At 42.9% G+C, this 22469-nt stretch carries 24 protein-coding genes; 14 read left to right on the top strand and 10 right to left on the bottom strand.

The window, feature by feature from the left end; all coding sequences use genetic code 11:
• Positions 1–51: 51 nt before the first annotated feature.
• Together BMX95_RS08440 and BMX95_RS08435 are read right to left on the bottom strand one after the other, a co-directional pair.
• On the bottom strand, positions 52–1518 hold the full coding sequence (locus tag BMX95_RS08440; protein ID WP_081201762.1) for an NHL domain-containing protein: 1467 nt from the start codon (positions 1516–1518) through the stop codon (positions 52–54).
• A gap of 451 nt (positions 1519–1969) precedes the next feature.
• A complete protein-coding gene (locus tag BMX95_RS08435; RefSeq protein ID WP_081201761.1) occupies positions 1970–2953 on the bottom strand; it encodes an aldo/keto reductase in 984 nt (327 codons plus the stop codon).
• A 250-nt stretch (positions 2954–3203) separates the two neighbouring features.
• Here BMX95_RS08435 and BMX95_RS08430 point away from each other — a divergent pair, with 250 nt between their 5' ends.
• Positions 3204–3848, top strand: coding sequence for an SDR family NAD(P)-dependent oxidoreductase (locus tag BMX95_RS08430; protein WP_081201760.1), 645 nt, complete (start codon positions 3204–3206; stop codon positions 3846–3848).
• Between the two features lie 860 nt (positions 3849–4708).
• Positions 4709–5590, top strand: a complete 882-nt coding sequence (locus BMX95_RS08425) for an amidohydrolase family protein (RefSeq protein WP_081201759.1) — start codon at positions 4709–4711, stop codon at positions 5588–5590.
• A 103-nt stretch (positions 5591–5693) separates the two neighbouring features.
• Here the strand turns inward: BMX95_RS08425 and nudK are convergent, their stop codons facing one another.
• From nudK to BMX95_RS08415, 3 genes are read right to left on the bottom strand one after another with little or no spacing between them, the layout of a single operon-like run.
• Positions 5694–6272 (bottom strand): GDP-mannose pyrophosphatase NudK, encoded by a 579-nt coding sequence (nudK, locus tag BMX95_RS08420; protein WP_081201758.1) that lies wholly within the window; start codon positions 6270–6272, stop codon positions 5694–5696.
• Positions 6273–6327: 55 nt separating this feature from the next.
• Complete coding sequence (locus BMX95_RS35460) at positions 6328–6489, bottom strand: helix-turn-helix domain-containing protein (RefSeq protein ID WP_242673165.1); 162 nt, start codon at positions 6487–6489, stop codon at positions 6328–6330.
• Positions 6479–6871 (bottom strand): helix-turn-helix domain-containing protein, encoded by a 393-nt coding sequence (locus tag BMX95_RS08415; protein WP_242673164.1) that lies wholly within the window; start codon positions 6869–6871, stop codon positions 6479–6481. Before BMX95_RS08415 ends, BMX95_RS35460 begins: the two co-directional genes overlap by 11 nt.
• A gap of 96 nt (positions 6872–6967) precedes the next feature.
• Here BMX95_RS08415 and BMX95_RS08410 point away from each other — a divergent pair, with 96 nt between their 5' ends.
• The 3 genes from BMX95_RS08410 (at position 6968) to BMX95_RS08400 (ending at position 8359) form a co-directional block, all read left to right on the top strand.
• Positions 6968–7399, top strand: coding sequence for a VOC family protein (locus BMX95_RS08410; protein WP_081201757.1), 432 nt, complete (start codon positions 6968–6970; stop codon positions 7397–7399).
• Between the two features lie 12 nt (positions 7400–7411).
• Positions 7412–7798 carry a DoxX family protein gene (locus BMX95_RS08405; protein ID WP_081201756.1) on the top strand — a complete coding sequence of 129 codons (387 nt, stop codon included), beginning with the start codon at positions 7412–7414 and terminating at the stop codon, positions 7796–7798.
• A 108-nt stretch (positions 7799–7906) separates the two neighbouring features.
• On the top strand, positions 7907–8359 hold the full coding sequence (locus tag BMX95_RS08400) for a hypothetical protein (protein ID WP_081201755.1): 453 nt from the start codon (positions 7907–7909) through the stop codon (positions 8357–8359).
• A 51-nt stretch (positions 8360–8410) separates the two neighbouring features.
• On the opposite strand, the gene BMX95_RS08395 is transcribed toward BMX95_RS08400, so the two are convergent.
• The 4 genes from BMX95_RS08395 to BMX95_RS08380 form a co-directional block, all read right to left on the bottom strand.
• Positions 8411–8677, bottom strand: coding sequence for a hypothetical protein (locus tag BMX95_RS08395; protein WP_133053965.1), 267 nt, complete (start codon positions 8675–8677; stop codon positions 8411–8413).
• Between the two features lie 72 nt (positions 8678–8749).
• Positions 8750–9733: a M12 family metallopeptidase gene (locus BMX95_RS08390; RefSeq protein WP_081201753.1), complete on the bottom strand. Its 984-nt coding sequence runs from the start codon at positions 9731–9733 to the stop codon at positions 8750–8752.
• A 291-nt stretch (positions 9734–10024) separates the two neighbouring features.
• Positions 10025–11038 carry a hypothetical protein gene (locus BMX95_RS08385; RefSeq protein ID WP_081201752.1) on the bottom strand — a complete coding sequence of 338 codons (1014 nt, stop codon included), beginning with the start codon at positions 11036–11038 and terminating at the stop codon, positions 10025–10027.
• 3 nt (positions 11039–11041) lie between these two features.
• Entirely contained in the window at positions 11042–12385 is a 1344-nt protein-coding gene (locus BMX95_RS08380; protein ID WP_244898080.1) for an MBOAT family O-acyltransferase, read from the bottom strand.
• A gap of 343 nt (positions 12386–12728) precedes the next feature.
• Here BMX95_RS08380 and BMX95_RS08375 point away from each other — a divergent pair, with 343 nt between their 5' ends.
• The 4 genes from BMX95_RS08375 (at position 12729) to BMX95_RS08360 (ending at position 17279) form a co-directional block, all read left to right on the top strand.
• Entirely contained in the window at positions 12729–13622 is an 894-nt protein-coding gene (locus BMX95_RS08375; RefSeq protein ID WP_081201834.1) for a lysophospholipid acyltransferase family protein, read from the top strand.
• Positions 13623–13643: 21 nt separating this feature from the next.
• Complete coding sequence (locus tag BMX95_RS08370) at positions 13644–14666, top strand: fatty acid desaturase family protein (RefSeq protein WP_081201750.1); 1023 nt, start codon at positions 13644–13646, stop codon at positions 14664–14666.
• A gap of 91 nt (positions 14667–14757) precedes the next feature.
• Entirely contained in the window at positions 14758–15918 is a 1161-nt protein-coding gene (locus tag BMX95_RS08365) for an acyltransferase family protein (protein WP_207631611.1), read from the top strand.
• Between the two features lie 314 nt (positions 15919–16232).
• On the top strand, positions 16233–17279 hold the full coding sequence (locus BMX95_RS08360; protein ID WP_081201749.1) for a methyltransferase: 1047 nt from the start codon (positions 16233–16235) through the stop codon (positions 17277–17279).
• Between the two features lie 51 nt (positions 17280–17330).
• On the opposite strand, the gene BMX95_RS08355 is transcribed toward BMX95_RS08360, so the two are convergent.
• Complete coding sequence (locus BMX95_RS08355; protein WP_081201748.1) at positions 17331–18008, bottom strand: hypothetical protein; 678 nt, start codon at positions 18006–18008, stop codon at positions 17331–17333.
• Between the two features lie 94 nt (positions 18009–18102).
• Between BMX95_RS08355 and BMX95_RS08350 the strand changes: the two genes are divergently transcribed.
• The 5 genes from BMX95_RS08350 to BMX95_RS08330 all read left to right on the top strand — a co-directional run bounded on the left by BMX95_RS08350 (position 18103) and on the right by BMX95_RS08330 (position 22442).
• Positions 18103–19911 carry a DUF885 domain-containing protein gene (locus BMX95_RS08350; protein ID WP_081201747.1) on the top strand — a complete coding sequence of 603 codons (1809 nt, stop codon included), beginning with the start codon at positions 18103–18105 and terminating at the stop codon, positions 19909–19911.
• Between the two features lie 126 nt (positions 19912–20037).
• Positions 20038–20376, top strand: coding sequence for a DUF6249 domain-containing protein (locus BMX95_RS08345; RefSeq protein WP_081201746.1), 339 nt, complete (start codon positions 20038–20040; stop codon positions 20374–20376).
• A gap of 2 nt (positions 20377–20378) precedes the next feature.
• A complete protein-coding gene (locus BMX95_RS08340) occupies positions 20379–20924 on the top strand; it encodes an RNA polymerase sigma factor (protein ID WP_081201745.1) in 546 nt (181 codons plus the stop codon).
• A 3-nt stretch (positions 20925–20927) separates the two neighbouring features.
• Positions 20928–21269, top strand: a complete 342-nt coding sequence (locus BMX95_RS08335) for a hypothetical protein (RefSeq protein ID WP_081201744.1) — start codon at positions 20928–20930, stop codon at positions 21267–21269.
• A gap of 42 nt (positions 21270–21311) precedes the next feature.
• Positions 21312–22442, top strand: coding sequence for a TlpA family protein disulfide reductase (locus BMX95_RS08330; protein ID WP_081201743.1), 1131 nt, complete (start codon positions 21312–21314; stop codon positions 22440–22442).
• The last annotated feature ends 27 nt before the right edge of the window (positions 22443–22469 follow it).

Here is a 22469-nt window from a genome sequence, read left to right as displayed (position 1 = left end):
AAGGCTTTTGTGTGATATCTCCCTCACTGGGAGGACTATGCTCAAAATATTTTACTTATTAATTATCAGTTTCCGTACCCGGCTGTTCTTATAGTCTGCGAAATAAACATTACCGGTCGCATCTACCGCTATCCCCATCGGTTGATTTAACCGCATGGCGGTAGCATGCATGCCGTTTCCACTGTAGCCCGCAATTGCGCTACCTGCGATTGTGCTGATGGTTCCGTCAGTGGCTGATACCTTCCGTACACGGTTGTTATCTGTATCGCAAAAGAAGATATTACCAGCGTCATCTACGGTAACCCCAACAACGTTACTGAGCTGCGCAGCCTTTGCCGCTCCGCCATCGCCACTATAGCCGGTTGTACCTGTTCCTGCCACCGTACTGATCAATCCGGTGATAACGTCTACGCGACGGATCCGTGACTTATCAGCAATAAAGAGATTACCGTATTTATCAAAAGCGACCCCATTGACGTTGTTGAGGGATGCAGTAATGGCGGTAATTCCGTCGCCATTAAAACCCTGTGTTCCATTGCCCGCCACCGTGGTGATGATGCCTGTGGTATGGTCCACACGCCGCACCCGGTAGTTACCAGCGTCACCGAAATAGACATTGCCGTCTTTGTCTAGTGCAACTTTGCTCGGACCTCTCAGTTTGGCTTGCCGGGCCGGAATGTTATCGCCATTGTACCCGAAAGTGCCGCTAATGCCGTCGCCATCCCCTGCAATGATGTTCATCAGGCCGGTAGAAACGGTCACTTTTCGAACAACGTTTTGCACCATGTCGGCATAATAGTAATTGCCGGCTTTGTCGAAGGCCACGCCAGATGGGGCCCAAATTTGTGTACCGGTGGCGGGTAAACCATCACCAGGTTGGCCCGATGAAGAGTATATTCCTGCAGCGATTGAAATGACACCGGAAGAAGCAGTGATCTTCCTGACCAGTTCATTCCCCCAATCGGCGATTAAGAGATTCCCGACATTATCAACAGCTACATCAGCCGGATTATACAATGCCGCCTTAGTGGCCGGCCCATTATCACCACTGAAAGTCGGCCTGTCTATGCCCGCCAGGGTGATCAGGACAGGAGATGTAAAGACGGTAGAATCTTTCTTTACGCATGGAATAACCGTACGGTTACCGATATCTATGTATACACTATCTGCTGTAAGTCTTTTCACTGGCCAACTTACTACGCTTTGGGCGTCCTGCGCCATATCGGGCCATCCAAGGGTTGCTATCTTGAGCGTGTCATCGCCCTGCCACCACCATTTTCCCGTTTGCTCTGACTGATCATAACTGATCACACCGTAAAAGAAACTGTCAACCCCGAAATACAACCTGTTATAGCTAGAACCTGGCGTCCACCAGCCTGGAATAAACCGCTTACTGAGGGTGTCGTTTTTTTGATCAATTGGCGGCGGAGTAGAATTGGAATCAGTGTCTTTTTTGCACGAAAATAAACTAACAATGCCGATTGCGGCAGCGCATAGGAAGGCCGGAATTTTGTTCATGGTCTTTGAAAATTTGAGATAATGGATCACTTATTCATTGCTGAATTTCAAAACATATAATCGCCGCCAAGATAATACAACCGATCGGGTGCTGCAATATTTGGCTCTGATAATGTGAATAAAAAATTAATTCGTTCGAACTAAACTGGTAGTAGAACCGATGAATGGTATCGTTTGTGATTTTAAAGGATAAAATCAGGCAAAACCTATAGGCAGTTTATTTTTTAGCTTTTTGGGTAGCCACTAGTTTGCCGGAGTTGTTTAAGCAAAGTGTTATCCCATCCGTAATCGCCGGGATTGATAATTCGATCCCAGGTAATATCAGGATATACCTCAGTTGAGTTGTTGGGCGCAGGCGTTTGAACAACAGAAAAAAACGGAAGTAGCAAACCCCACAATAGCAACTTCTGCATAGTAACACTTAGCATCAATACCCTGCGCCCGGGCCAACTTATATTTTGCCTCTGATTTCAGGTTTTATATGACTGTCATAAATTTCCCGGAGCTTATCAAACACATTTTTATCGAGGGCGGGAAGCGAAGAGGCTGATACGTTATTGTTTACCTGTGACACTTTAGTGGCGCCGGGGATGACCGAAACTATAGCCTCATGATCAAGTATCCACCGGATCGCATGAGCAGCTAAATTTGTCCCCGGCAGCAGAGCTTGAATTTCCTGCGCCAGCTTAACTCCGATTTCAAATGGAATTCCGGAGAATGTTTCCCCTACATTAAATGATTCTCCGTTAGCATTATAGTTGCGGTGATCATGTACATCAAACGTCGTGTTTGCATTAAACTTCCCGCTGAGCAGGCCACTAGCCAGCGGAACACGGGCAATCAATCCAACATTCTGTTTATGAGCCCTATCAAAGAATTCCTGTGCCAGGTGTTGACGGAAAAGATTGAAAATGATTTGCAATGAAGCTACGTCCTTATGATCCAGGCATATCAATGCTTCCTCTGTAGTTTCAACGCTAACACCAAAGTGTTTAATGAGCCCTTCGCTTTGTAATTTTCTCAAATGATCAAAAATTTCACCCCTGCGCAATACTTCTGTAGGGATACAGTGCAATTGTTCTAAATACAGTTGGTCAATGCCCAGATGCGTCAGAGAATCCTCCACATGCCTTTTCATTACATCATAAGTAAAATTTTGCGGCCAACCATATGGTTTGTCGTGGCGGCGTCCCATTTTAGTGGCCACATAGACTTTTTGATCAAGCTGTTTTAAAAAATCTCCTATGAAAGTTTCACTTACCCCCATTCCATAAACGTCCGCTGTATCGATAAAGTTTCCTCCTGAATTTACATATGCCTGCAATATCTCAAACGCCCCGGCCTGATCGATCTTCCCCCAATCCGCACTGCCCAATTGCCACGTTCCCAACCCTACTTCCGCGATTCTATCTCCCTTAAATTGCCTGTATTTCATATTTATCTATTTGTTTTAAAAACCAATTTATAGCGCATCATGAGCCGATTAGATGAGTTATTCGGCTCAAAAATAGCGAATTTATGAGCCGATTAAGTCAACTATTCGGCTCACGTCATGCCCAAGCAATTAAAAATGAATGAGATTCAAGATCACACATTTAATCATTTAACAATATGAATTGATCATCTGTTGTTCCATTACAACGGTCTGTACCGGGCTATGATCTATCAACAAAAAATCATTTACCATGAAAAAAACAATGCTGATCATCGGCGCCGGGCCCGGACTAAGCTACGCCGTAGCAGAAAAATTTGCCTCTCAGGAGTTTAACATCGGGCTTATCAGTCGTAAAACAGAGAAACTCCAGGCATTTAAAAACGAGTTGGAAGCGAAGGGCACAACAGTTTTCAGCGCTGCAGCAGATGCCGGCGATGCCGCCCTATTGGAAGCAGCCATTCATACAATATCAGCAAACACAGATGGCTTTGATGTGATCTTATACAACGCTGCCGTGATTAAAGCCAGGTATATACTGGAAGAAAGCAGCGAAGACCTTATTCGCGAGTTTGCCATAAATGTCGCCGGCGCTGTAAAATCCCTCCAGGTCACCTACGATGATTTAAAGAAGAGAAATGGCGCATTCCTGCTCACCAGCAGCAACCTGGCTACTGACCCGGTAGCGGCTTACGGTTCATTGTCTATTGGCAAAGCCGCTCTCCGCAACCTGGCCTATCAACTACACAACAGGTTGAAGAACGAAGGAATATATGTAGGCCTGCTTACTATAAACGGGGAAATAAATCCGGGAAGCGACACCCGCTCACCTGCGGTGCTGGCCAATCTTTTCTGGAAACTTTACTCAGACCGGAATCAAGTAGAGATCCAACAATAAGCTATATCAAACTACAACAAAAGCTGCATTATTCCATCGAAAGCAGGGAAACATGGGCTTTAATTACTTCAACATCTTTCGATTGTGCGAAGGCGGTATTTAAAATAAAAACAAGCAGCGTTCCTGTCAGCAACCGTTTCCTTTTTAAGCATTAAGTTTTATAAAATAAGATGGCCATATAGCAAAATAACATAACTTAACAGAAATTGTAGAATTGAAGTTACACAAAGGTAAAAAACCTACAATGACTTATTTTTTGACAACTTCAGTTCATTGAATGACAGCTGTAGCAAACTGAATGACACAATCAGCGCATGAAGTCACGACTTTCCCTTATCCGATATGACAATGATCTTATCGATTCACGTAATGAACTATGCGATACCTCCAATGGTGTATTAGCCAGTCACAATGAGTTATTTGCAAGTACCATTTGCCAATTGTACAGTTCAAATAAATTCCCGGAAGCTATCATCCGATTTAATTAAACCATCATTCGATTTAAGGAAGCTATCATGTGATTTATGATGGCTATCATCCGATTTATTGTAACTTTCAATCAGCATATTGAAGCTTCTATTTAATTATTCTATGAAATAATCAGAATAAGACGTCACACAATTGAAACATGTTATCAATTTCTGACCTATTCTGGCTGCAATCTGATTTATTGGACCTTTAAAACAAAATATTGGCACCCCAAGTCGAAATATTGAGGGTTCCACCTGAATTAAGGAAGCTTTCAACAGAAATATGATAGCTTTCCTCCAATCGCAGCAGGTTCTCACTATATTTAACACCGAGGCATAAACGTGCCCGACATTCCCGTTTCACCCAATTAATTATCAAAGCTCATAACAATGGTAAAAAAACTGACAGAAATTCTGTTAACCATTCTCATTCTTGGGTCTCATGCAAATAGCCAGACCCACCGGACGGATTACAAAGGAAAGATCATCGACATGCACGTTCACCTTTTCGTAGAAGAGGGGGACAAGCTGAGCGCAGCTCGTAACAATACCATTAGCGATATCATGGCTGTAATGCCGAATAACGGGATAGAAAAGGCGACGATCATCACCATTGCACAGAAAGGGAATATGGCCGACACCCGTATGCGCAACGATAGCATCATAGCCACGGCCAGGAGGCACCCTTCCATGATCCCAGTTTGCTCGGTTCACCCGATGGATGGCGTCGATGCCCTCACAGAAATGCAAAGAGTTCATGAACTTGGAGTCCAGATCATTAAGCTGCACCCTAATTCCCAGCGATTCGACGTATCTGCACCGGAGGTCGATGCCATAGCCAAAAAAGCGGGCGAATTGAAGATGATCCTGCTCTTTGACAGTTATAGCCCTACCGACGCCGGCGAGATCGGCAAACTGGTCATACTCGCCGCAACAAACCCTGCCGCCCGCTTCATCCTGGCACATACAGGACTGGTTAACTTTCCTCAGCTGCTGATGATCGAAGGGCTGAAGAAATATCCCTGGTTTCAGAACAATATCTGGTTCGATGTATCTGCCATTGCACCTATTCTCGGCGATTCTCCATTCCGTGAACAACTGGTATGGACCATCCGGAAAATAGGTGTCGGGCAATTCATGTTCGGCTCCGACTTCCCACTGTTCGACCCGGCCGAATCTATCAAAGGCGTACATGATATGGGATTCACATTAGAAGAAGAGAAGAAGATCTTTTATACGAATGCCTGCCGGCTCCTGGGCATCAAACCCTGAGGTTTTAGGAGAGATATGGAACATAAATGAAATCCTTCCCGACAAGTCGGGAGGGATTTTTGCTTTTGGAAGGCTTATGCAAAAGAGCTATACACCCCATGCCCTACAATACTTGATGCAACTTAACATACTGCAAAAGCAGGATCGTCTTTCCATCCCTGATCTCCCCTGTTTCTATCATTGACATTGCCTTGTTGATATCCATTTCCAGCACTTCAATGTTTTCTTCTTCATGTTCTATACCACCACCCTCTGTCACTTTCATTTCTTTTGAATAAGCGGCAATAAAAAAGTACAATATTTCAGTAACCGAACCGGGAGACATATACGCTTCAAAAATTTTGCGAACTTCTCTTATTTTATAACCCGTTTCTTCTTCTGTTTCCCGCCTGATACAATCTTCCGGATTATCCTTATCTAACAGCCCGGCACAGGCTTCGATCAACATACCGTTCACATTACCGTTTATGAAGGTAGGCAGACGGAATTGCCTGGTAAGAATTACAGTTCCCTGTTCTTTATTGTAGAGCAATATGGCAGCGCCGTTCCCTCTATCATATGCTTCTCTGGTTTGAGTCTGAACCGATCCATCCTTTTTAGTATACTCATAGGTTATTTTTTTAAGTACATACCAGTTGTCAGACAGTATTTTAGCGTTCAATATATTTACATTACTTATCATTTATCATTTATTTTACTGTGTGTAAATAAAGTCAAACATTACTCCGCCTAATAAACTACCCCTTATACTTGTTCTTATAATCGAAAGGGGTCATCCCTGTTATTCTTTTAAAAACTTCCCTGAAAGCCTGAACATCGGCGTATCCTACATTGTACATCACTTCATTTATTGTCTTGCGCCCAATCTCCAATTGTTTTTTGGCAGCTTCAATTTTCACTTTTTGAATATACTCGGCTGCTAAAAGCCAATAAAAAGGCACCCGTACACAAACTGGCTACTTCAGAACCACTTTTGTAGGCTTCCGAGATCCATGAGGTACAGTCTTTATTTATATAAGTGGCACTGCTTGCATGTCCGGTCAGGGAAGGTATGATTATCAAATCAGGATAGGTTGCTTTATCAAATGTTCTGTCGGTTTTTATCACATACCTGCCACCATTTATTTTTACTTCATCTGTGAAGCCAACCACATTAACATTAAACATCGATGGCTTCCCATTTTTTATCAGATACTCATTTGCCTTTTCAAAAAAGTAAACCGAATCTGTAATAGACCCAGGTGCAGCGTTTTTAAAAGCCAGGACAGAAATGGTTTTCATGTAACAAATGTAATGAATCAGAATGTCGCAAATACCCCCTCAACAATGTCGTATTCACCCGGCATAAATATGGATCCTTACGGATAATTTTGTGTCATGCTTAGTATTAATCCATATTTCAACTTCATGGGCACTTCAGAAGAGGCCATGACCTTCTACAAATCCGTGTTCGGCGGAGAGTTCACCATACTTCAACGGTATAAAGACATTCCCGGTAGTGAAAAATGGCCGGTTGAAGAACAGGATAAAATCATCCACATCTCATTAGTCACCCCCAAGGGCCATGTTTTTATGGCAACGGATGCATTGGAGTCAATGGACCAAAAGATAACTGCGGGTAATATTTGCCGTATAACCATTCATACTGAAAATGAAACCGAAACTAAAAAACTGTTTAATGGCTTGTCTGCAGGCGGTAAAATTGAAATGCCACTGAACAAAACTTTTTGGGGAGCTCTTTGTGGGATGATTACCGATAAATACGGAATTCAATGGATGCTTAACTATACCTATCCGACAAACAAATAAACTCCATACATAATGAACAGCAATCACAACATTGGCTTTTGGATAGGCCAGGTCCTTAAGGTATTATTGATACTTTTCATGGCATTCGACGCCATAACAAAGATCATTAAACATCATCAATCGATGGAAGCATCAGCCAAATTAGGTATAGCTCCTGCTCTTGTTCCAGCATTGGGTATTATGTTGCTGATCTTCATCATCCTTTATGCAGTTCCATTAACCAGTACCTTCGGATTAATTCTTATCACTGCCTATTTGGGTGGAGCTACGGCGGTAATGATTCAGGCCAACATGGGAGGACACCCCTACTTTTTCCCAATTGTTTTCGGCATCGTTTTATGGATCTCTCAGGTATTAATTTCTCCGGAAATCAGGAAACTGCTTTTTTCCCCTAAGTAATTGCATAAACCCCGGACCTACTGAAAATCCAGTAGATAAAAAACATGCATTTCCAGTATTGTCCTTCTTCATGGATTCTACCAAATTTGCGCCTGAAAACATTAATCAATGAAAAAAATACTTACCGTACTCGCGTTAATAATGGTTATTTCTGGCGCAATCTCCTGCAAAAAGAGCAGTGATGATGGGAATACTAATAATAACGCCAAGACTTTGTTAATCAAACTGACCTTGTCACCCGTACCCGCTACCAACCAGGGCTCATTTTCCGGAGCTATTAATGCACTGCTGCCTAATTTAAACCTGGCCACCTGGAAAGTAAACAATGTGGTTCGTTCAAATGAAAGCACCATAGCGTTCAGCGCAACTGATTTCCAAAACGGCGTTTTGACATTGGAAACCACTCAGGCGGTTAGTAACTGCAGCATTACCCTTAGCGGAGTTACCACTGCACAATATCCTTACACCGCTGTTATTCAGTGGACACTTAACGGGAAAGCAAACGACCCCATAACCATGCCCGTAACCAGCACGCTGGTACGCACTTTCGACATTCTTTAACCTTTTATAAGTAAAAAATAATAAATCCCGGACCTTTCAGTCCGGGATTTATTACTTAATGCCAACTGTAACCTCACATGATGCAGCCATTGGATTATCCCATGAACCACCAACAACAATACTAAGCATAGCCTTACCTTGCTTAATGGCTTTAAAAAGCACAATATTGGGCAAACCCTCCGGATAGATTTTTTCTCCGGAAGAAAGTAATAAAGATTCAGAGAAAATACCTATGAGCTCAATGACATCTTTTCCAGAAAGCTGATGCCCACCCGTTGCCTTAAAAAACAAAACATCACCTATGTCAATATAGATCATTTGGGGTATTTCCCGACTGCTATCAATGGTGACCAGGTGCGCCATAACCTGAATGGACTGCTATTAACAACCCTACTTTATCAAACTGGATTTAATTACCTCTTCAATCTGGGTATCACTTACATCCTGATCTTTAGTCCATGCTTCCTGATAAGCTTCTTTTCCATAATCTGCAACCTGTGTGCTACTGAAAAGTTTGGGATAAACAATGGCGGCAAATTTATAATCCGACTCATTTATGTCAGTACCACCTAATATTGGCTGATTATCTTTGGTAATGGAGGAAGGAAGCTGATAACACATGATGGAAGTCTGATCAGCAGGTGTACCTATGATCGAGCTGTCGTTTAAGGGAGTAAGTACTTGCTGATCTACGGTTGCCCGATCCCAGCCCTGTGTTCTTTCAAAATATTCGTACGCTTTTTCCTTATCAATCCTGTTTATGATTTCCCGTCTCATGTGTTCATGAGGGAACCCAAGTGTATGCCCTGTTTCATGTCTTATCACCCTGTAAAACTCAGAGTCGATCGTATTCATGGTAAATCCCTGCAGGTTCATGGTTTGCATATTTGTTGGAACATGAAGAATGTCTGTTCCAAGATAAGACCAATACCCACCGCCACCTCTGGAAATTCTAACATTACCATCTCCTTCCGTTTCAACAAAAGATATACAGGCTGTTTTTGACCAGGCGTTCATGTGACCTATGATCCTTTTTTTGAGATCTGCAGGTGTAGATTCCATAAAGCTTACGGTTAGCTTCCGGGGAAAAGGCCCCCAGTATTTTGTAATCAGCAACGTTAGCTTTTGCGGATTGGCGGTTAGTTCCATAGCCAGCTCTCTTGTGGACTCTAAAACCGGTTTATTAACAGGATATACTTTGACAGCTGTTTCCGCCGCTTTTTCAAGCAGATGAACAGGAAGCATTTTAATGGAACAACCGATTTCTTCTGGTGTGCTTTTATTATCTTTCTCACTGGTTGTAGTCCCAAGCGCCTCATTGGCAATGCTAATAATGCGGGATAATGCTTCTTCGGCATTGTTTGATTTGTTCATGATTACACCTCCTGGTTTTAAGAGTTATTTTATTTGTTTGTACAAAAGAATATAGTTCATCCCCAAACAGCATCAGGGGATGTCTAACACTTTAGTAAATAATGATTAACCGATTTTTTTTCTTTAAAAGGCGTCTGGATTAAGAGGAACTATTCAGAAGGTGGGACGGTTGCAGGCAAAGTTTGGAAATAATTTCTAATGGGACAAAATGATTCTTGTCACTCTTTTTTAATGGCTATACTTTAATTGGAACATTGCGAATGAACGTTTTAGTGGGAAGCCGGGTTTCTTTTATCTGCCCAATCGTGCTCGTACATTTGCTGAAAACGAACTGGTACCTCTTTTGTTTACATGCAGTTGATCGCCGAACATCGTATTCGGCAACCATACTTCAGTCTGCAAAACACATAACCGGGAATACTTTTTTTGCAACCCTTCCAGAAACTGATTTATTGTAGACTCATACAGGGATTTGTTATAAGTATTGAACGAAGCCTGGTTCATGGGCGGATTAACCAGATATACAGCGATATCATTCGCTTCGGCCAAACGCATGATCTGCTCAAGATAATGCTGATTGATCTGTCCGGGTTCAAAGCGAAGTTTGGCATCTATAACATCCGTGTTATTGGAATCGGCTCCGCCAAAATTTGTATAACCCCGGTATTCGCTTAATTGAGCAATGACCCTTTGCTTGTCACGAGCAGTCTTCTTTTGAGAAAAACAGCAATTATTTAAGCCGTCCAAAAATGTTTCCCGGTAAGAAAACGGAGAATGCCAGTATTTTAATTCCCTGACAAACTGATCGTATCTCAACGTAGCATGCCCCGCGGCCCGGTTGTGAAAAAGATAATTGTATTTTCTTTCCAGTTGCTCCAGCTCTTTCAATTCGCCATAACTGATAAACCGGTAAGGAATAGTCCTGAGATTAAACCAGCGGGAGTATTCGCTGATGTAACTCATTCCATAGACCATTACTAAAGTATCTACTTTATTGTGCTGCAGGTATCGCTTCAAAGTAATATATCCTTCAAAAAAATCACTTCCCGGGATGGATAAATTAATCCACTTTTCCCCAAGCTGGCGTGGATTAATACTTGCATTCCCCCGCGAGTCGCCGATGATAATACTTGTGAATCCGGTTTTCTTATTGATTTGGCCATATTGATACTGGCATTGAAAATAATCTACTGCAGGCCCTAAGAAAAACTCAGGCTTTCGGGAAATGAACCCGCCAATAATTATCCCGGATAATAGTACTGTTACCAGAAGATAGCGGGTAGTCTTTAATAAAAACTGCTTCATTTCCTAAAACTGAAAATATATAAAGTTTGTTTGTTTGCCAAAGTAGAACAGCACCAGCAATGCCAGTACTACATATATAACTGATTTTATTCGCCGGGGCGCTTTTAAGCTTCGCTCATCTCTTCGCAACCACCAGTCGCAGCCTATTAACGGAATAATATAACAGCATACGCTCAGGCACATTAAAAGGTCCTTCGGTTGTTTATAATTGGTAACTGCGCTTGTCAAATACCCGATGGCTTCCCGCATATCAGCAGCACGAAAAAACACCCACGCAAAGGTCACAAAAGTAAAAGTGACCATCATTTGTGCAAGTTCCCTTCCCGAAGGCAGCCTGCGTTCCTGGGCAACCACATCCGATGTGTGTTTTCGGTTACGGTTTAACAGCAACAAGGGCAAGAACCCGCAGGCGTGAATGCCACCCCAGGCAATGTATTTCCAACTAGCCCCATGCCAGAAACCACTCACCAGAAAAATGATGAACGTATTTCTTACTGCTTTTAATTTTCCCTGTTTGGAACCTCCCAGCGGAATGTATAAATAATCCCGGAACCATGAGGAGAGTGAAATATGCCAGCGGCGCCAGAATTCGGCAATATCCCGGGAGAAATAGGGGAATTTGAAATTGGTCAACAATTCAAACCCAAACAACTTAGCGGTGCCCAATGCAATGTCTGTATAGCCGCTGAAGTCGCCATAGATCTGAAAAGAAAAAGCAATGGCTCCTACAATAAGGGAGCTCGCATGCTGATCATGATAATGGGTAAATATATTGTCCACAATCACCGCCAGGCTGTCTGCAATCACCACTTTTTTGAACAGTCCCCACAAAATCAGCCTGCAACCATCTGCGGCCTGGATATTATTAAAAAACCTTTTCTTCCTGATTTGAGGCAACAGGTGACTGGCCCTTTCAATTGGCCCGGCTACCAATAATGGGAAAAAGGAAACAAACACAGCATAGTCAATAAAATTCTTTACCGGCTTTTGTTTATCGCGGTAGATGTCGAACACATACGACATGCCATGAAAGGTATAAAATGAAATACCGATAGGTATAGCCACCTGCAATAAAACCACATTTGTGTGTAAACCCAGCAAAGCCAGCCCCTGCTGAAATTGTAATGCAAAAAAGTTATAATATTTGAACACCGCCAGGATGCCAAGATTATTCAAAACACTCAGCCATAAAAAAAGCCTGGCTCTTTTTCTGTTTTGTAGAGCTACCCCAAAACCATATAAGTAATCGAGAAAAGTGCTCAGGGCCAGCAGTACCATGAATTTCCAGCTCCACCAGCCATAAAAGAAATAACTGGCTATTAAGATCAATATATTCTGCCAGTGCAAAGACCTGTTGAAGACAAACCAATACAGTATAAAAACAGACGGTAGAAACAATAAGAATTCAACGGAATTAAATAACACTAATGATGGTTTTGTTACGAATTGGCAGGCCGGAATAAAATTGAAGGTGCAAAAATATAAAAGATACCCTATTTCATAATAATATTGATTTCCGGGGTTAGCCGTAACAAACCCATTTCAAAATTCTGCAAATCAGCGATTTGTAAAACAATAGGGCGTGTTTCACCGGGGACCGGTAAGAGTAAACCCTGAAAAATGTAATATTTACATTAAACATTTAACCAATTGGTTTGTATCCGGCTATAAAAGTTTATCTTGGGCCGGCATGCAAGGCCTAGTTTATTACATTTCGTTACCATTCATTTATTTGCTTTCCCTCCTACCCTTCCCCATCTTATACAGGGTTAGTGACGGATTTTATTTTCTTCTATATTATGTTACCGGCTACCGCAAAAAGGTAGTGCTGCAAAACCTTCGCAATTCTTTCCCTGAAAAGTCGGAAAAAGAATTAACAAGATTGTGCAAGGATTATTACCACTACCTCAGTGATCTCTTTCTGGAAAGTTTTAAAACACTTACCATCGGGCGCTCCTCCATGTTAAAACGTTGCACGTTAAGCCCGGAGGCAAAAGCCATTTTCGACCGGTATAACCAAGAAGGAAAAAGTATTATGCTGGTGATGGGTCATTACGGCAATTGGGAATGGGCAGGCAATACTTTCAGCCTCCTTTGTAAACAAAAATTGTTCGTGGTCTACCATCCGTTCCGCAATAAATACTTCAATGGGTTGATGGTTCGCATGCGTACACGCTTCGGCACGGGGCTTATTGCCATGAGAGACACTTACAAAGACATGGTGAGAAACAAGTCAATGATCAGCACCACTGCCTTTATTGCCGACCAAACACCTTCACCCGAAAGTGCCTTCTGGACAACCTTTTTAAACCAGGACACACCGGTTTTTAAGGGAACGGAAAAAATTGCCCAGAAAATGGGGTATCCTATTGTGTATATAACAATAAAGCGATTAAAAAGAGGTTATTACAACATATTGGCGGAAGTATTGGTGGAAGACGCTAAAAAGACCGCCGAAGGGAAAGTCTCTGAATTGCACACCGCCAGACTGGAAAAAGATATTCGTGAACAACCTGAAATATGGCTGTGGTCACATAGACGATGGAAGCACAAACGCCCGGCAGAAAACAAAATAATTCTATAAAAAACCCTTTAGTCTCAAATCATGCAAAAAAATCCGGGCCGGGAGCTGATCCTTGCAACCAAGCCATTTGCCAAAGAAATAGTATGGAAAAGCTGGCTCTATAGCCTGTCTACGTTAGCCGTCCTGATCGCACTTGTGTCAGGTATTTATTTTTTGGATAATATTTTCCTACGTATTGCCTGCAGTCTTGGCGCCGGGCTTACCATGGTGCGCATGTTTGTGATCTACCACGATCATCAGCATCATACCATCCTTAACCGGTCAGTGCCCGCTAATATCCTTTTCACCCTGTACGGCATTTATATTCTCGCGCCTACCAGCATCTGGAAGCGGTCGCACGATTATCACCATAATCACAATTCGAAATTATTCAGTGCCAGCATAGGTTCATATCCCATTATGACCAAACAACGTTTCTTGCAGGCATCCAAAGCAGAACAACGTGGCTACCTGTTCATCCGCCATCCATTGACCATTGGGTTTGGGTACATTACCATGTTTATTTATGGCATGTGTGTACGCTCCTTTCTCAGTGCGCCCAAACGCCACTGGGATTCGCTCATTGCACTGATCGTTCACTTTGGCATTAGTGCTATAGTCTTCGTTTACCTGGGCTGGCTCACCTGGTTGCTGGCGGCGATTGTTCCTTTTTTACTGGCCTTTATGATAGGTGCCTATTTATTCTATGCACAGCACAATTTTCCGGGCGTAACCTTCCGCGAAAAAGACGACTGGTGTTATGAGGAAGCGGCTATGTCTTCGAGCAGTTACATGGTAATGAATCCATTTTGGAAATGGGTTACCGCCAATATCGGTTACCACCATATTCACCACATCAATTCACGCATTCCGTTTTACCGTTTGCCTGAAGTAATGGCCAAACTGCCACAATTAGCGGAAGCTAAAACAACTTCCCTGAACCCCTGGGATATCGTGGCCTGTTTCAAGTTGAAAGTTTGGGACCCGGGCACCAATTCTATGGTAGGCCTTAAAGAGGTGTATTACCCGCAGCCGGCAATAAGCGCAATAACAACTGCCAGTTAGTATAAAACAATAAATCAGTTATACAATCCCTCCCGACGCATCGGGAGGGATTTTTCATTTTAAGAAAACAGGGGTACATTAGGGTTGTCATATGAAAACAATTGAAATGAACCCGTCCACACCTTACCTCGACTCCAAGAAACACTACCCGGTACTCGATGGCCTTCGCGGCGTAGCCGCTGTTATGGTCGTTTGCATGCACGTTATGGAAACCTTCAGCGGCGGCAACCGGTTTGTTATGATTATCAACCATGGTTACCTGGCAGTAGATTTCTTCTTTTTACTCTCTGGATTTGTTATTTCCTACGCTTACGACGACCGGTGGTCAAAAATGACCCAATGGGATTTTTACAAACGCCGGCTGGTGCGGTTACAGCCCCTGGTGGTGCTTGGCTCCCTGGTTGGCGCGGCGCTGTTTTATTTACAACAGGGTCAGGTCTTCCCGTTAATAGCCGACACGCCAGTCTGGAAATTGTTACTGACCATGGTCATTGGCGCTACTTTAATCCCGGTACCTGTTTCCATGGACATTCGTGGCTGGCAGGAAATGCACCCGCTCAACGGTCCTGGCTGGTCGCTGTTTTTTGAATACACTGCCAATATCCTCTATGCTATCCTTTTCCGGCGTTTTTCAAAAATAGTATTAGCCGTTTTTGTCGCATTGGCGGCCTGCCTGTTAACCGGCTATCTCGTTTTGGGGCCGAAAGGAGACCTGATCGGCGGCTGGTCTATTAACCAGGAACAACTGTTCATTGGTTGTACCCGGGTATTGTTTCCATTTACTGCCGGACTGTTACTTTGCCGCATGGGCAAATTGATCAGGGTGAAGGGCGCATTCTGGTGGTGTGCTTTCCTTATCGTGCTTGTTCTTAGTATGCCGAGGATCGGTGGCGAACAACAATTATGGATGAACGGGATCTATGAAGCGGTTGTTGTTATCCTGGTGTTCCCCCTCATTGTTGCCATGGGAGCCGGTGGCCAGATAATGAATCCCCGGTCGGCCAGCATTTGTAAGTTCCTGGGGGACACCTCCTATCCGCTCTACATCACCCATTATCCGCTGATCTACACATTCACAGCGTGGGTAACGAATAATCACATTGAATTAGGAATGAAGGGCCTGCTGGCAGGTTTTACCGTAGTAATCGTCAGCATTGTATTGGCATACATTTATCTTAAGCTGTATGACGAACCTGTAAGAGAATGGTTAAAAAGAAAGTTCCTTATGAAAAAACGGCCGGTTACCTTATAAATCATAATTAAGATTCCATATGAAACAAAACATACTGCTCCTTTTAATGGCATCCTCATACAACTGAACGCGCAAACCTGATGATAAAAGAAATAGCCAGGTTACAGAAGGAAATAAAAATTAGTTATATTAGTAGTCGCGAAAGCGGCTTCTACCCTATCCCTTATCTTTCTCTTTATTCCGTATTTTATTCAGATCATTCCTGTACATCCGAGATTCATTGAAACCTTCTGCTAAAAACCTTCTCTTACAAGGTAGCTTCGTAATGCGTAGCCACGCAACGAAGGGAATTTCTCATTCTAAAAATCTGAATTATGGTTACGGAAACAATCTCAAACGAAGTGGTGGTAACGCCCACCCGGATAATGCAAACAGGATTTGCCTTCTGGTCCTCAAAGGTTTTATTGTCAGCGGTAAACCTTCAATTATTTACGTTGCTTGCACAGGGTAGCAAAACAGCGGAAGCAATCAAATCGGAACTGAAACTTCAGGAAAGGGGTCTCACCGACTTTCTGGATGCCCTGGTTGCCATGAATTTCCTGCACCGGGAAGGTAATGGTGCCAGCGCGAAATATTGCAACACCCTGGAATCGGATGCCTTTCTTGACAAAAACAAGTCATGTTACCTCGGCGGAATGCTCGAAATGGCCAATAACCGGCTCTATCCTTTCTGGAACAATCTGGAAGAAGCACTACAAACAGGGCAGCCCCAAAATGAAGTAAAAAATGGTAACAAGCCAATTTTTGAAACCCTGTATGAAGATGAAAACAAGTTAAAGGAATTCGTTGCCGCTATGGGTGGTATACAAACGCCTAACTTTATAGCCTTTGCCCGCCAGTTTAATTTTGCCGACTATGATACACATTGTGATATAGGCGGTGCCGGCGCCGACCTCTCTATTCAAATTGCAAAGCATCACCCATCTATGCATTCTATTAGTTGGGACCTGCCCCAGGTAGCCCCCATTGCAACCAGGAATATTGAGCAGCATGAAGTACAAGACCGGATTGCGGTACAATCAGGCAGTTTCTTTACCGATGAATTCCCCAAAGCCGATGTGATCACCATGGGTAACATTCTGCATGACTGGAACCTGGAGCAGAAAAAAATGCTTATTCAAAAAGCATATAATGCATTACCCAAAGGCGGAGCATTCGTAGTGATAGAAAATGTTATTGATGATGAACGTAAGGAAAATGCCTTTGGCCTGTTGATGTCTCTGAACATGCTGATTGAAACACGTGGTGGTTTCGATTATACAGCCGCTGACTTTATCAGCTGGACAAAAGAAGCCGGTTTTGCTCACGTAGACATTATGCACCTTGCCGGCCCTGCCAGTGCCCTGATCGCTTATAAATAGCTTGGTAATATAAAACAGAAATCCCTCCTGATAAACCGGGAGGGATTTCTGTTAATCTTTTTGACCGACTTCTTTTTTTACCATTTTCCACCAGGCATATGTTTTCAATGCCAGGTTGTAGTTATGAAACATGCTTTGCTCATCCTCCAAAAAGCTTTCGTTAAATCGTAAACACCTGCTGTCTTTTCCTACCTTATAAAAAAAGCTGTAGTTGGGTTCATGATCGACCCAACTAATCAAAAAATCCATCGTTTTGTATTTATTCAGCCAGGCTTTGGAGATCACCGGCATGAAGTATTCTTTTCTCAGCTTCGCCTGATTGTTGGCATATAAGCCAAACAAATCTTCCGATGACGTCCTTGAAACGTCAATGGAACAGCGCCCCTGGATCTTTCTAATAGAGGTAGCTCCTCCTTTATTCCAGATGATAAAGGTTTTTATAGGAGAACCGCCGGTGTCGCACTCATTCATACTGGAATAACCGATATACTGGGTCGAAAAAACGATTACCGAGTCAACACCATCTATCCGGAGGCTGTCAATAAATTTATTTAAATGAAGATTGTATGCCTCGCTTCCGTCTACAATAAGCGAGTCTGTTGGCTTTTGCCAGGATGGGGGCCGCCAGTATTTGAGTGCTTCCTGCGGCGTTAAAGGTTTTTTTTCCTGAGCATACCCGACTATAATCAGTAAAGTGAACACTATCGAAATTACCAGCTTCCTAATCATAATTAAAAATATAAAAATTATACCATCTGACTTATTTTAACCTATGGCAACATGCGGGGATTTATATAATTTCAGCCAATTATAAAATGTCACTATGAATAAATTATTTACGGTGCTCCTGATAACAGGCGCACTGGCAGCATGCAAAAACAAGGTAGCTCCTACCGCCCCTGAAGCCGGCAATAAGGAGCTGGCCACCCTTTTTGAAAAGTATTATAATGGCCGGATGGCATTATTACCTGTGGAAGCTACGATCAACGGCGACACCCTGTATAACGACCAGCTGCCGGCGGAATTTACCGACAGCTACCGGGATAAGTTAAGCGCCTTTTTCACAGGCAACCTCCAGGCTGTTCAGCAATTCAACCGGGAACAGCTCAACGAAACCGACCGTACCAGCTTCGACATCTTCAAACGGGAAATGGAAATGAGTATTGAAGGATTGAAATACCAATACCTTTCTACCATTGATTATTCCATCGATGGCCATGTGCCTTTTAATCAGTTTTATGGCTTACCGTTATCCTTCGGACAAATGGGAAGCGGGGCTGGTGCGCAACCATTCAACACTGTTCGTGATTATGACAACTGGTTAAAACGGGCTGCAGCTTTCCCCGCCTGGGCCGACAGCGCCATCGTGTACTTCCAAAAGGGAATAACCGTGGGCAATGTATTACCAGCCAAACTGGTTGAAAAAATGATCACCCAAATGCAGAACATGGTTGCTACCGATGTAACCCAAAGCCTGTATTATGGTCCCGTAAAATCCATGCCTGCCAGTTTCCCCGAAGCTGATAAAAAACGACTGACGGCTGCATTTACGCCACTTATCACAAATACCCTGTCTCCTGCTTTTCAGAAGCTGGCTGACTTCCTGAAAAAAGAATACCTGCCTAAAGCAAGAACAAGTACCGGCATCAAAGCAGTACCCGATGGCCCTGCCCTGTACGATTACCTGGTAAGGTATTGGACCACCACACCTAAAACTCCGGATGAAATTTACAATACAGGGCTGGCTGAAGTAAAACGCATCCGTGGCCTGATGGACAGCGTAAAAAACTCGGTAGGATTCAAGGGTGACCTGAAAGCCTTTTTTGAATACATGCGTACCGATAAAAAATTTAAGCCTTATAAAACACCTGAAGAAGTACTGAATGCTTTCCGGAATATTCAGGCCCGCATTGAACCACACCTGAAAGACATGTTTGGACATATCCCGAAAATGAAATTCGAGATCAGGCAAACAGAAGCGTTCCGGGCGGCCAGTGCCAGCGCCGAATACAAACAGGGAACCGTAGACGGAAAACGCCCCGGTATTTTTTATGTACCTATTCTGGACGCCACTGCGTTCAATACTACCAGTGGTATGGAAAGCTTATTCTTACATGAAGCGATCCCCGGTCACCATTACCAGGTTAGTTTAACATTGGAAAACACAGCCCTGCCTACTTTCAGACGCTATTTGTGGTATGGTGCTTACGGCGAAGGCTGGGCATTGTATTGCGAAAGCCTGGGTAAAGAATTGGGGCTGTATACAGATCCTTATCAATATGCAGGTGCGCTTGGTGACGAAATGCATCGCGCCATCCGGTTAGTGGTTGATGTGGCCATGCATGCCAAAGACATGACCCGCGAACAGGCTATTGCTTATATGATGGAGAACGAGGCCATATCAGAAGAAGGCGCCACTGCTGAAATTGAACGGTACATGGCCCTTCCGGCACAGGCGTTAAGTTATAAGATCGGCGCTTTAAAGATCCGGGAACTGCGCAATAAATACAGCCAGGAGCAGGGAGCGAAATTCAGCTTGTCTGCCTTTCATGATGAGTTCCTTCATTTTGGCTGTATGCCATTGGAACTGGTTGAAAAGAATATGGATGAATGGGCAGCTGACCGGAAATAATACTTTTCCCCGGGAAAACACATTAATACCCCGGGAAAATATATCATTTTCCCGGGGTATTTTGAGGTGGGTTGTAACCTTTACGACTCACAGGGGATCAAATAGTAAAACAAGAAAAACCCTGTTATGGTCCAAGAAATCTTCTACATATGGCTAACAATCATTATTTGTGTTTTTTTAGCCTGGTACTTCCGGCATAAAGACGGGCACAAAGAAAGGATGAAGCTGATAGAACAAGGGATCAATCCTATGGAAAAGACAACGGCTGAACGTAAAGAGAATCTGATGCGGATTGCCATCGTCGTGGTAGGCATAAGCATTGGTTCTATAATAATTTCCATCTTAGTAGGGCTTAAACTATTAAATCACTTGGGGAACGTATTTCCCCTGGCAATACTTGGTTTGTGCGGCGGTATTTCTCTCATTATTGCCAATTTATCAAAACGGAATAGAGATAAGCAATAAGCATGGACGAGCTCTACATTCAAAAAGTATTAAATGGAGATGTTCAGGCTTTCCGGTATTTCTTAACTACCTATAAAGATATGGCCTATACGATAGCCGTATCAGTTGTAAAAGATGAATTTGTAGCGCAGGAAGTTGTACAGGATGCATTTTTAAAAGCATTTGGAAACCTTCAGCATTTCAACAAAAGGTCCACGTTCCGTACCTGGTTTTACCGGATTGTTGTCAACGAAGCCCTGAAAAGACTAAAGCGACAGCGAAAAGAAAAAATCCTGTACGGGCAGGAAGACAATGATGCTGCTGTTGACAACAGTATGCTTTTAAACATGCAAAAAGAGGAACAGGTTAAGATGATCAATATGGCACTGGACAAACTGGCCCCCAGAGAAAGCCTGGTGTTACGTCTTTTTTATTTAGAAGAACAGAACATTAAGTCCTTAAGCAAATTAATGGGCTTGTCTGTAGCCAATATTAAAGTATTGTTGTTTCGTGCAAGAAAAAGCATGCTTCAGGTATGCGGTGAATTACTTAAACGCAGTAAAATGTAAGTTATGGCAAACAATGATGTAAACAACGACGATCTCTTTAAGCTCATTGCTGAAAGCTCATTGAAAATGCCTTTCAATGGTTTTGAAGATACGGTAATGCATAAAATAGAACAGGCAGCAAAGCAAAAAAATAAATACTCGCTCAATGTAAAGCTTTCAATCCTGTTTTCTGTCCTTGCTTCCCTACTGGGCATTCTCTTACTTGGCTTATTACCCAAAACCGGGTTTCATTTTCCTGACCTGACAGCAGGTTCTACTATACTACTGATACAGGCAACGTTTGTTTTTCTCTTCTTATTACAACTTGAAAAATACATCCGGCAGTTTATAGCGCCGAAACGCTAAGCAACTACTTCTTACTTATTCTTTAATAATCAAAATCATGTTATGAATTTGAAAGGGATTCCCATGCTCGTTACTGTCCTTATTGCCACACAGTCAAACGCACAAAAAATTCAGCTAAAGGGAAAGATCACAGATTGTGATACCATGCTGGTGGTTTTTCAGGGCCCGGAAAAAAGCGATACCCTAATTACCAACAATGGCGAATTTTCAATTTCGCGTAAGGCGGCCTATCCGGAACTATCTTATGTTTATCTGGCAAAAAACAAACAGTCTATTGAAGCTTATAAAAACGGTGATTACAGCAATTTAAATAATAGAGATTTTGCCCGGAAACAACTCTTCCTGGATCCCGGCATCACCAGTATACAGTGCACCTTTGCCAAATTTGAAAAAGCTCCGGTTGAACGGCTACCTGGCGCCTCACAAAATTTGTACGATGACTTTCAGGCGCGATACACACCACTGTTTAAAATGGCCCGGGTTCTCATTGATACCTCTTATAAGGTGGGAACCGAACAAGAAAAACAATTATGCCGGAATTTATACAACAGGCTGCTTCGGATAGAAAACCAGGTAGCTGAAAAATTCATACTGGAAAACACAAGTAACCTGGTAGGCGCATATGTATTATACGACCATTACAAAACTGATAACTATGCTTTGCTGGATTCTATCTATAACTTATTCGACAGCCGTTTATCTGCATCGTATTACCTCAAAAGCATAAAAGATAAAATACTCGCCCTTAAAAGGGTTACACCTGGCGCCCCCATACCAGCATTCATGGCAACCGATATGAATGGCAAGACCATTAAACCTGAAAACTATAAAGGGCGGTATGTTGTTTTGGACTTCTGGTTTACCGGCTGCCCGCCCTGCCTTAAAGGTTTTCCTAAAATGAAAGCTTATGCGGATAAATACAAAGACAAAATGGAACTGATAAGTGTTTCGTGCAAGGACGAAGACTCAGTATGGCGCAGGTATATTACCAATAACAACTTAACCTGGACACACATTCTCGACACCAGGGTATCCAATAACCTGGCCGTTTTATTCAATATTGAAACTTACCCCACTAAATTCATCATCGATCCCCAGGGCAAACTGGTTAAGATCTGTACCGGGGAAACAGAGGAGTTTTATAACACAATAGATGAATTGTTAAAGAAATAATAGCTGTACCCTTCTTATTACCGGCCA

Origin of the sequence: Niastella yeongjuensis (genome assembly GCF_900110245.1) — a bacterium.
GTDB classification, from domain to species: domain Bacteria; phylum Bacteroidota; class Bacteroidia; order Chitinophagales; family Chitinophagaceae; genus Niastella; species Niastella yeongjuensis.
The sequence above is the reverse complement of the archived record's forward strand: the minus strand, read 5'-3'. Positions and strand labels throughout refer to the sequence as shown.

What these genes read in the sequence shown, in the direction of transcription:
- BMX95_RS08440 (WP_081201762.1), bottom strand. Translation starts at nt 1,518, where the DNA reads ATGAACAAAATTCCGGCCTTCCTATGCGCTGCCGCAATCGGCATTGTT.
- BMX95_RS08435 (WP_081201761.1), bottom strand. Translation starts at nt 2,953, where the DNA reads ATGAAATACAGGCAATTTAAGGGAGATAGAATCGCGGAAGTAGGGTTG.
- BMX95_RS08430 (WP_081201760.1), top strand. Translation starts at nt 3,204, where the DNA reads ATGAAAAAAACAATGCTGATCATCGGCGCCGGGCCCGGACTAAGCTAC.
- BMX95_RS08425 (WP_081201759.1), top strand. Translation starts at nt 4,709, where the DNA reads ATGGTAAAAAAACTGACAGAAATTCTGTTAACCATTCTCATTCTTGGG.
- nudK (WP_081201758.1), bottom strand. Translation starts at nt 6,272, where the DNA reads ATGATAAGTAATGTAAATATATTGAACGCTAAAATACTGTCTGACAAC.
- BMX95_RS08415 (WP_242673164.1), bottom strand. Translation starts at nt 6,871, where the DNA reads ATGAAAACCATTTCTGTCCTGGCTTTTAAAAACGCTGCACCTGGGTCT.
- BMX95_RS08410 (WP_081201757.1), top strand. Translation starts at nt 6,968, where the DNA reads ATGCTTAGTATTAATCCATATTTCAACTTCATGGGCACTTCAGAAGAG.
- BMX95_RS08405 (WP_081201756.1), top strand. Translation starts at nt 7,412, where the DNA reads ATGAACAGCAATCACAACATTGGCTTTTGGATAGGCCAGGTCCTTAAG.
- BMX95_RS08400 (WP_081201755.1), top strand. Translation starts at nt 7,907, where the DNA reads ATGAAAAAAATACTTACCGTACTCGCGTTAATAATGGTTATTTCTGGC.
- BMX95_RS08395 (WP_133053965.1), bottom strand. Translation starts at nt 8,677, where the DNA reads ATGATCTATATTGACATAGGTGATGTTTTGTTTTTTAAGGCAACGGGT.
- BMX95_RS08390 (WP_081201753.1), bottom strand. Translation starts at nt 9,733, where the DNA reads ATGAACAAATCAAACAATGCCGAAGAAGCATTATCCCGCATTATTAGC.
- BMX95_RS08385 (WP_081201752.1), bottom strand. Translation starts at nt 11,038, where the DNA reads ATGAAGCAGTTTTTATTAAAGACTACCCGCTATCTTCTGGTAACAGTA.
- BMX95_RS08375 (WP_081201834.1), top strand. Translation starts at nt 12,729, where the DNA reads ATGCAAGGCCTAGTTTATTACATTTCGTTACCATTCATTTATTTGCTT.
- BMX95_RS08370 (WP_081201750.1), top strand. Translation starts at nt 13,644, where the DNA reads ATGCAAAAAAATCCGGGCCGGGAGCTGATCCTTGCAACCAAGCCATTT.
- BMX95_RS08365 (WP_207631611.1), top strand. Translation starts at nt 14,758, where the DNA reads ATGAAAACAATTGAAATGAACCCGTCCACACCTTACCTCGACTCCAAG.
- BMX95_RS08360 (WP_081201749.1), top strand. Translation starts at nt 16,233, where the DNA reads ATGGTTACGGAAACAATCTCAAACGAAGTGGTGGTAACGCCCACCCGG.
- BMX95_RS08355 (WP_081201748.1), bottom strand. Translation starts at nt 18,008, where the DNA reads ATGATTAGGAAGCTGGTAATTTCGATAGTGTTCACTTTACTGATTATA.
- BMX95_RS08350 (WP_081201747.1), top strand. Translation starts at nt 18,103, where the DNA reads ATGAATAAATTATTTACGGTGCTCCTGATAACAGGCGCACTGGCAGCA.
- BMX95_RS08345 (WP_081201746.1), top strand. Translation starts at nt 20,038, where the DNA reads ATGGTCCAAGAAATCTTCTACATATGGCTAACAATCATTATTTGTGTT.
- BMX95_RS08340 (WP_081201745.1), top strand. Translation starts at nt 20,379, where the DNA reads ATGGACGAGCTCTACATTCAAAAAGTATTAAATGGAGATGTTCAGGCT.
- BMX95_RS08335 (WP_081201744.1), top strand. Translation starts at nt 20,928, where the DNA reads ATGGCAAACAATGATGTAAACAACGACGATCTCTTTAAGCTCATTGCT.
- BMX95_RS08330 (WP_081201743.1), top strand. Translation starts at nt 21,312, where the DNA reads ATGAATTTGAAAGGGATTCCCATGCTCGTTACTGTCCTTATTGCCACA.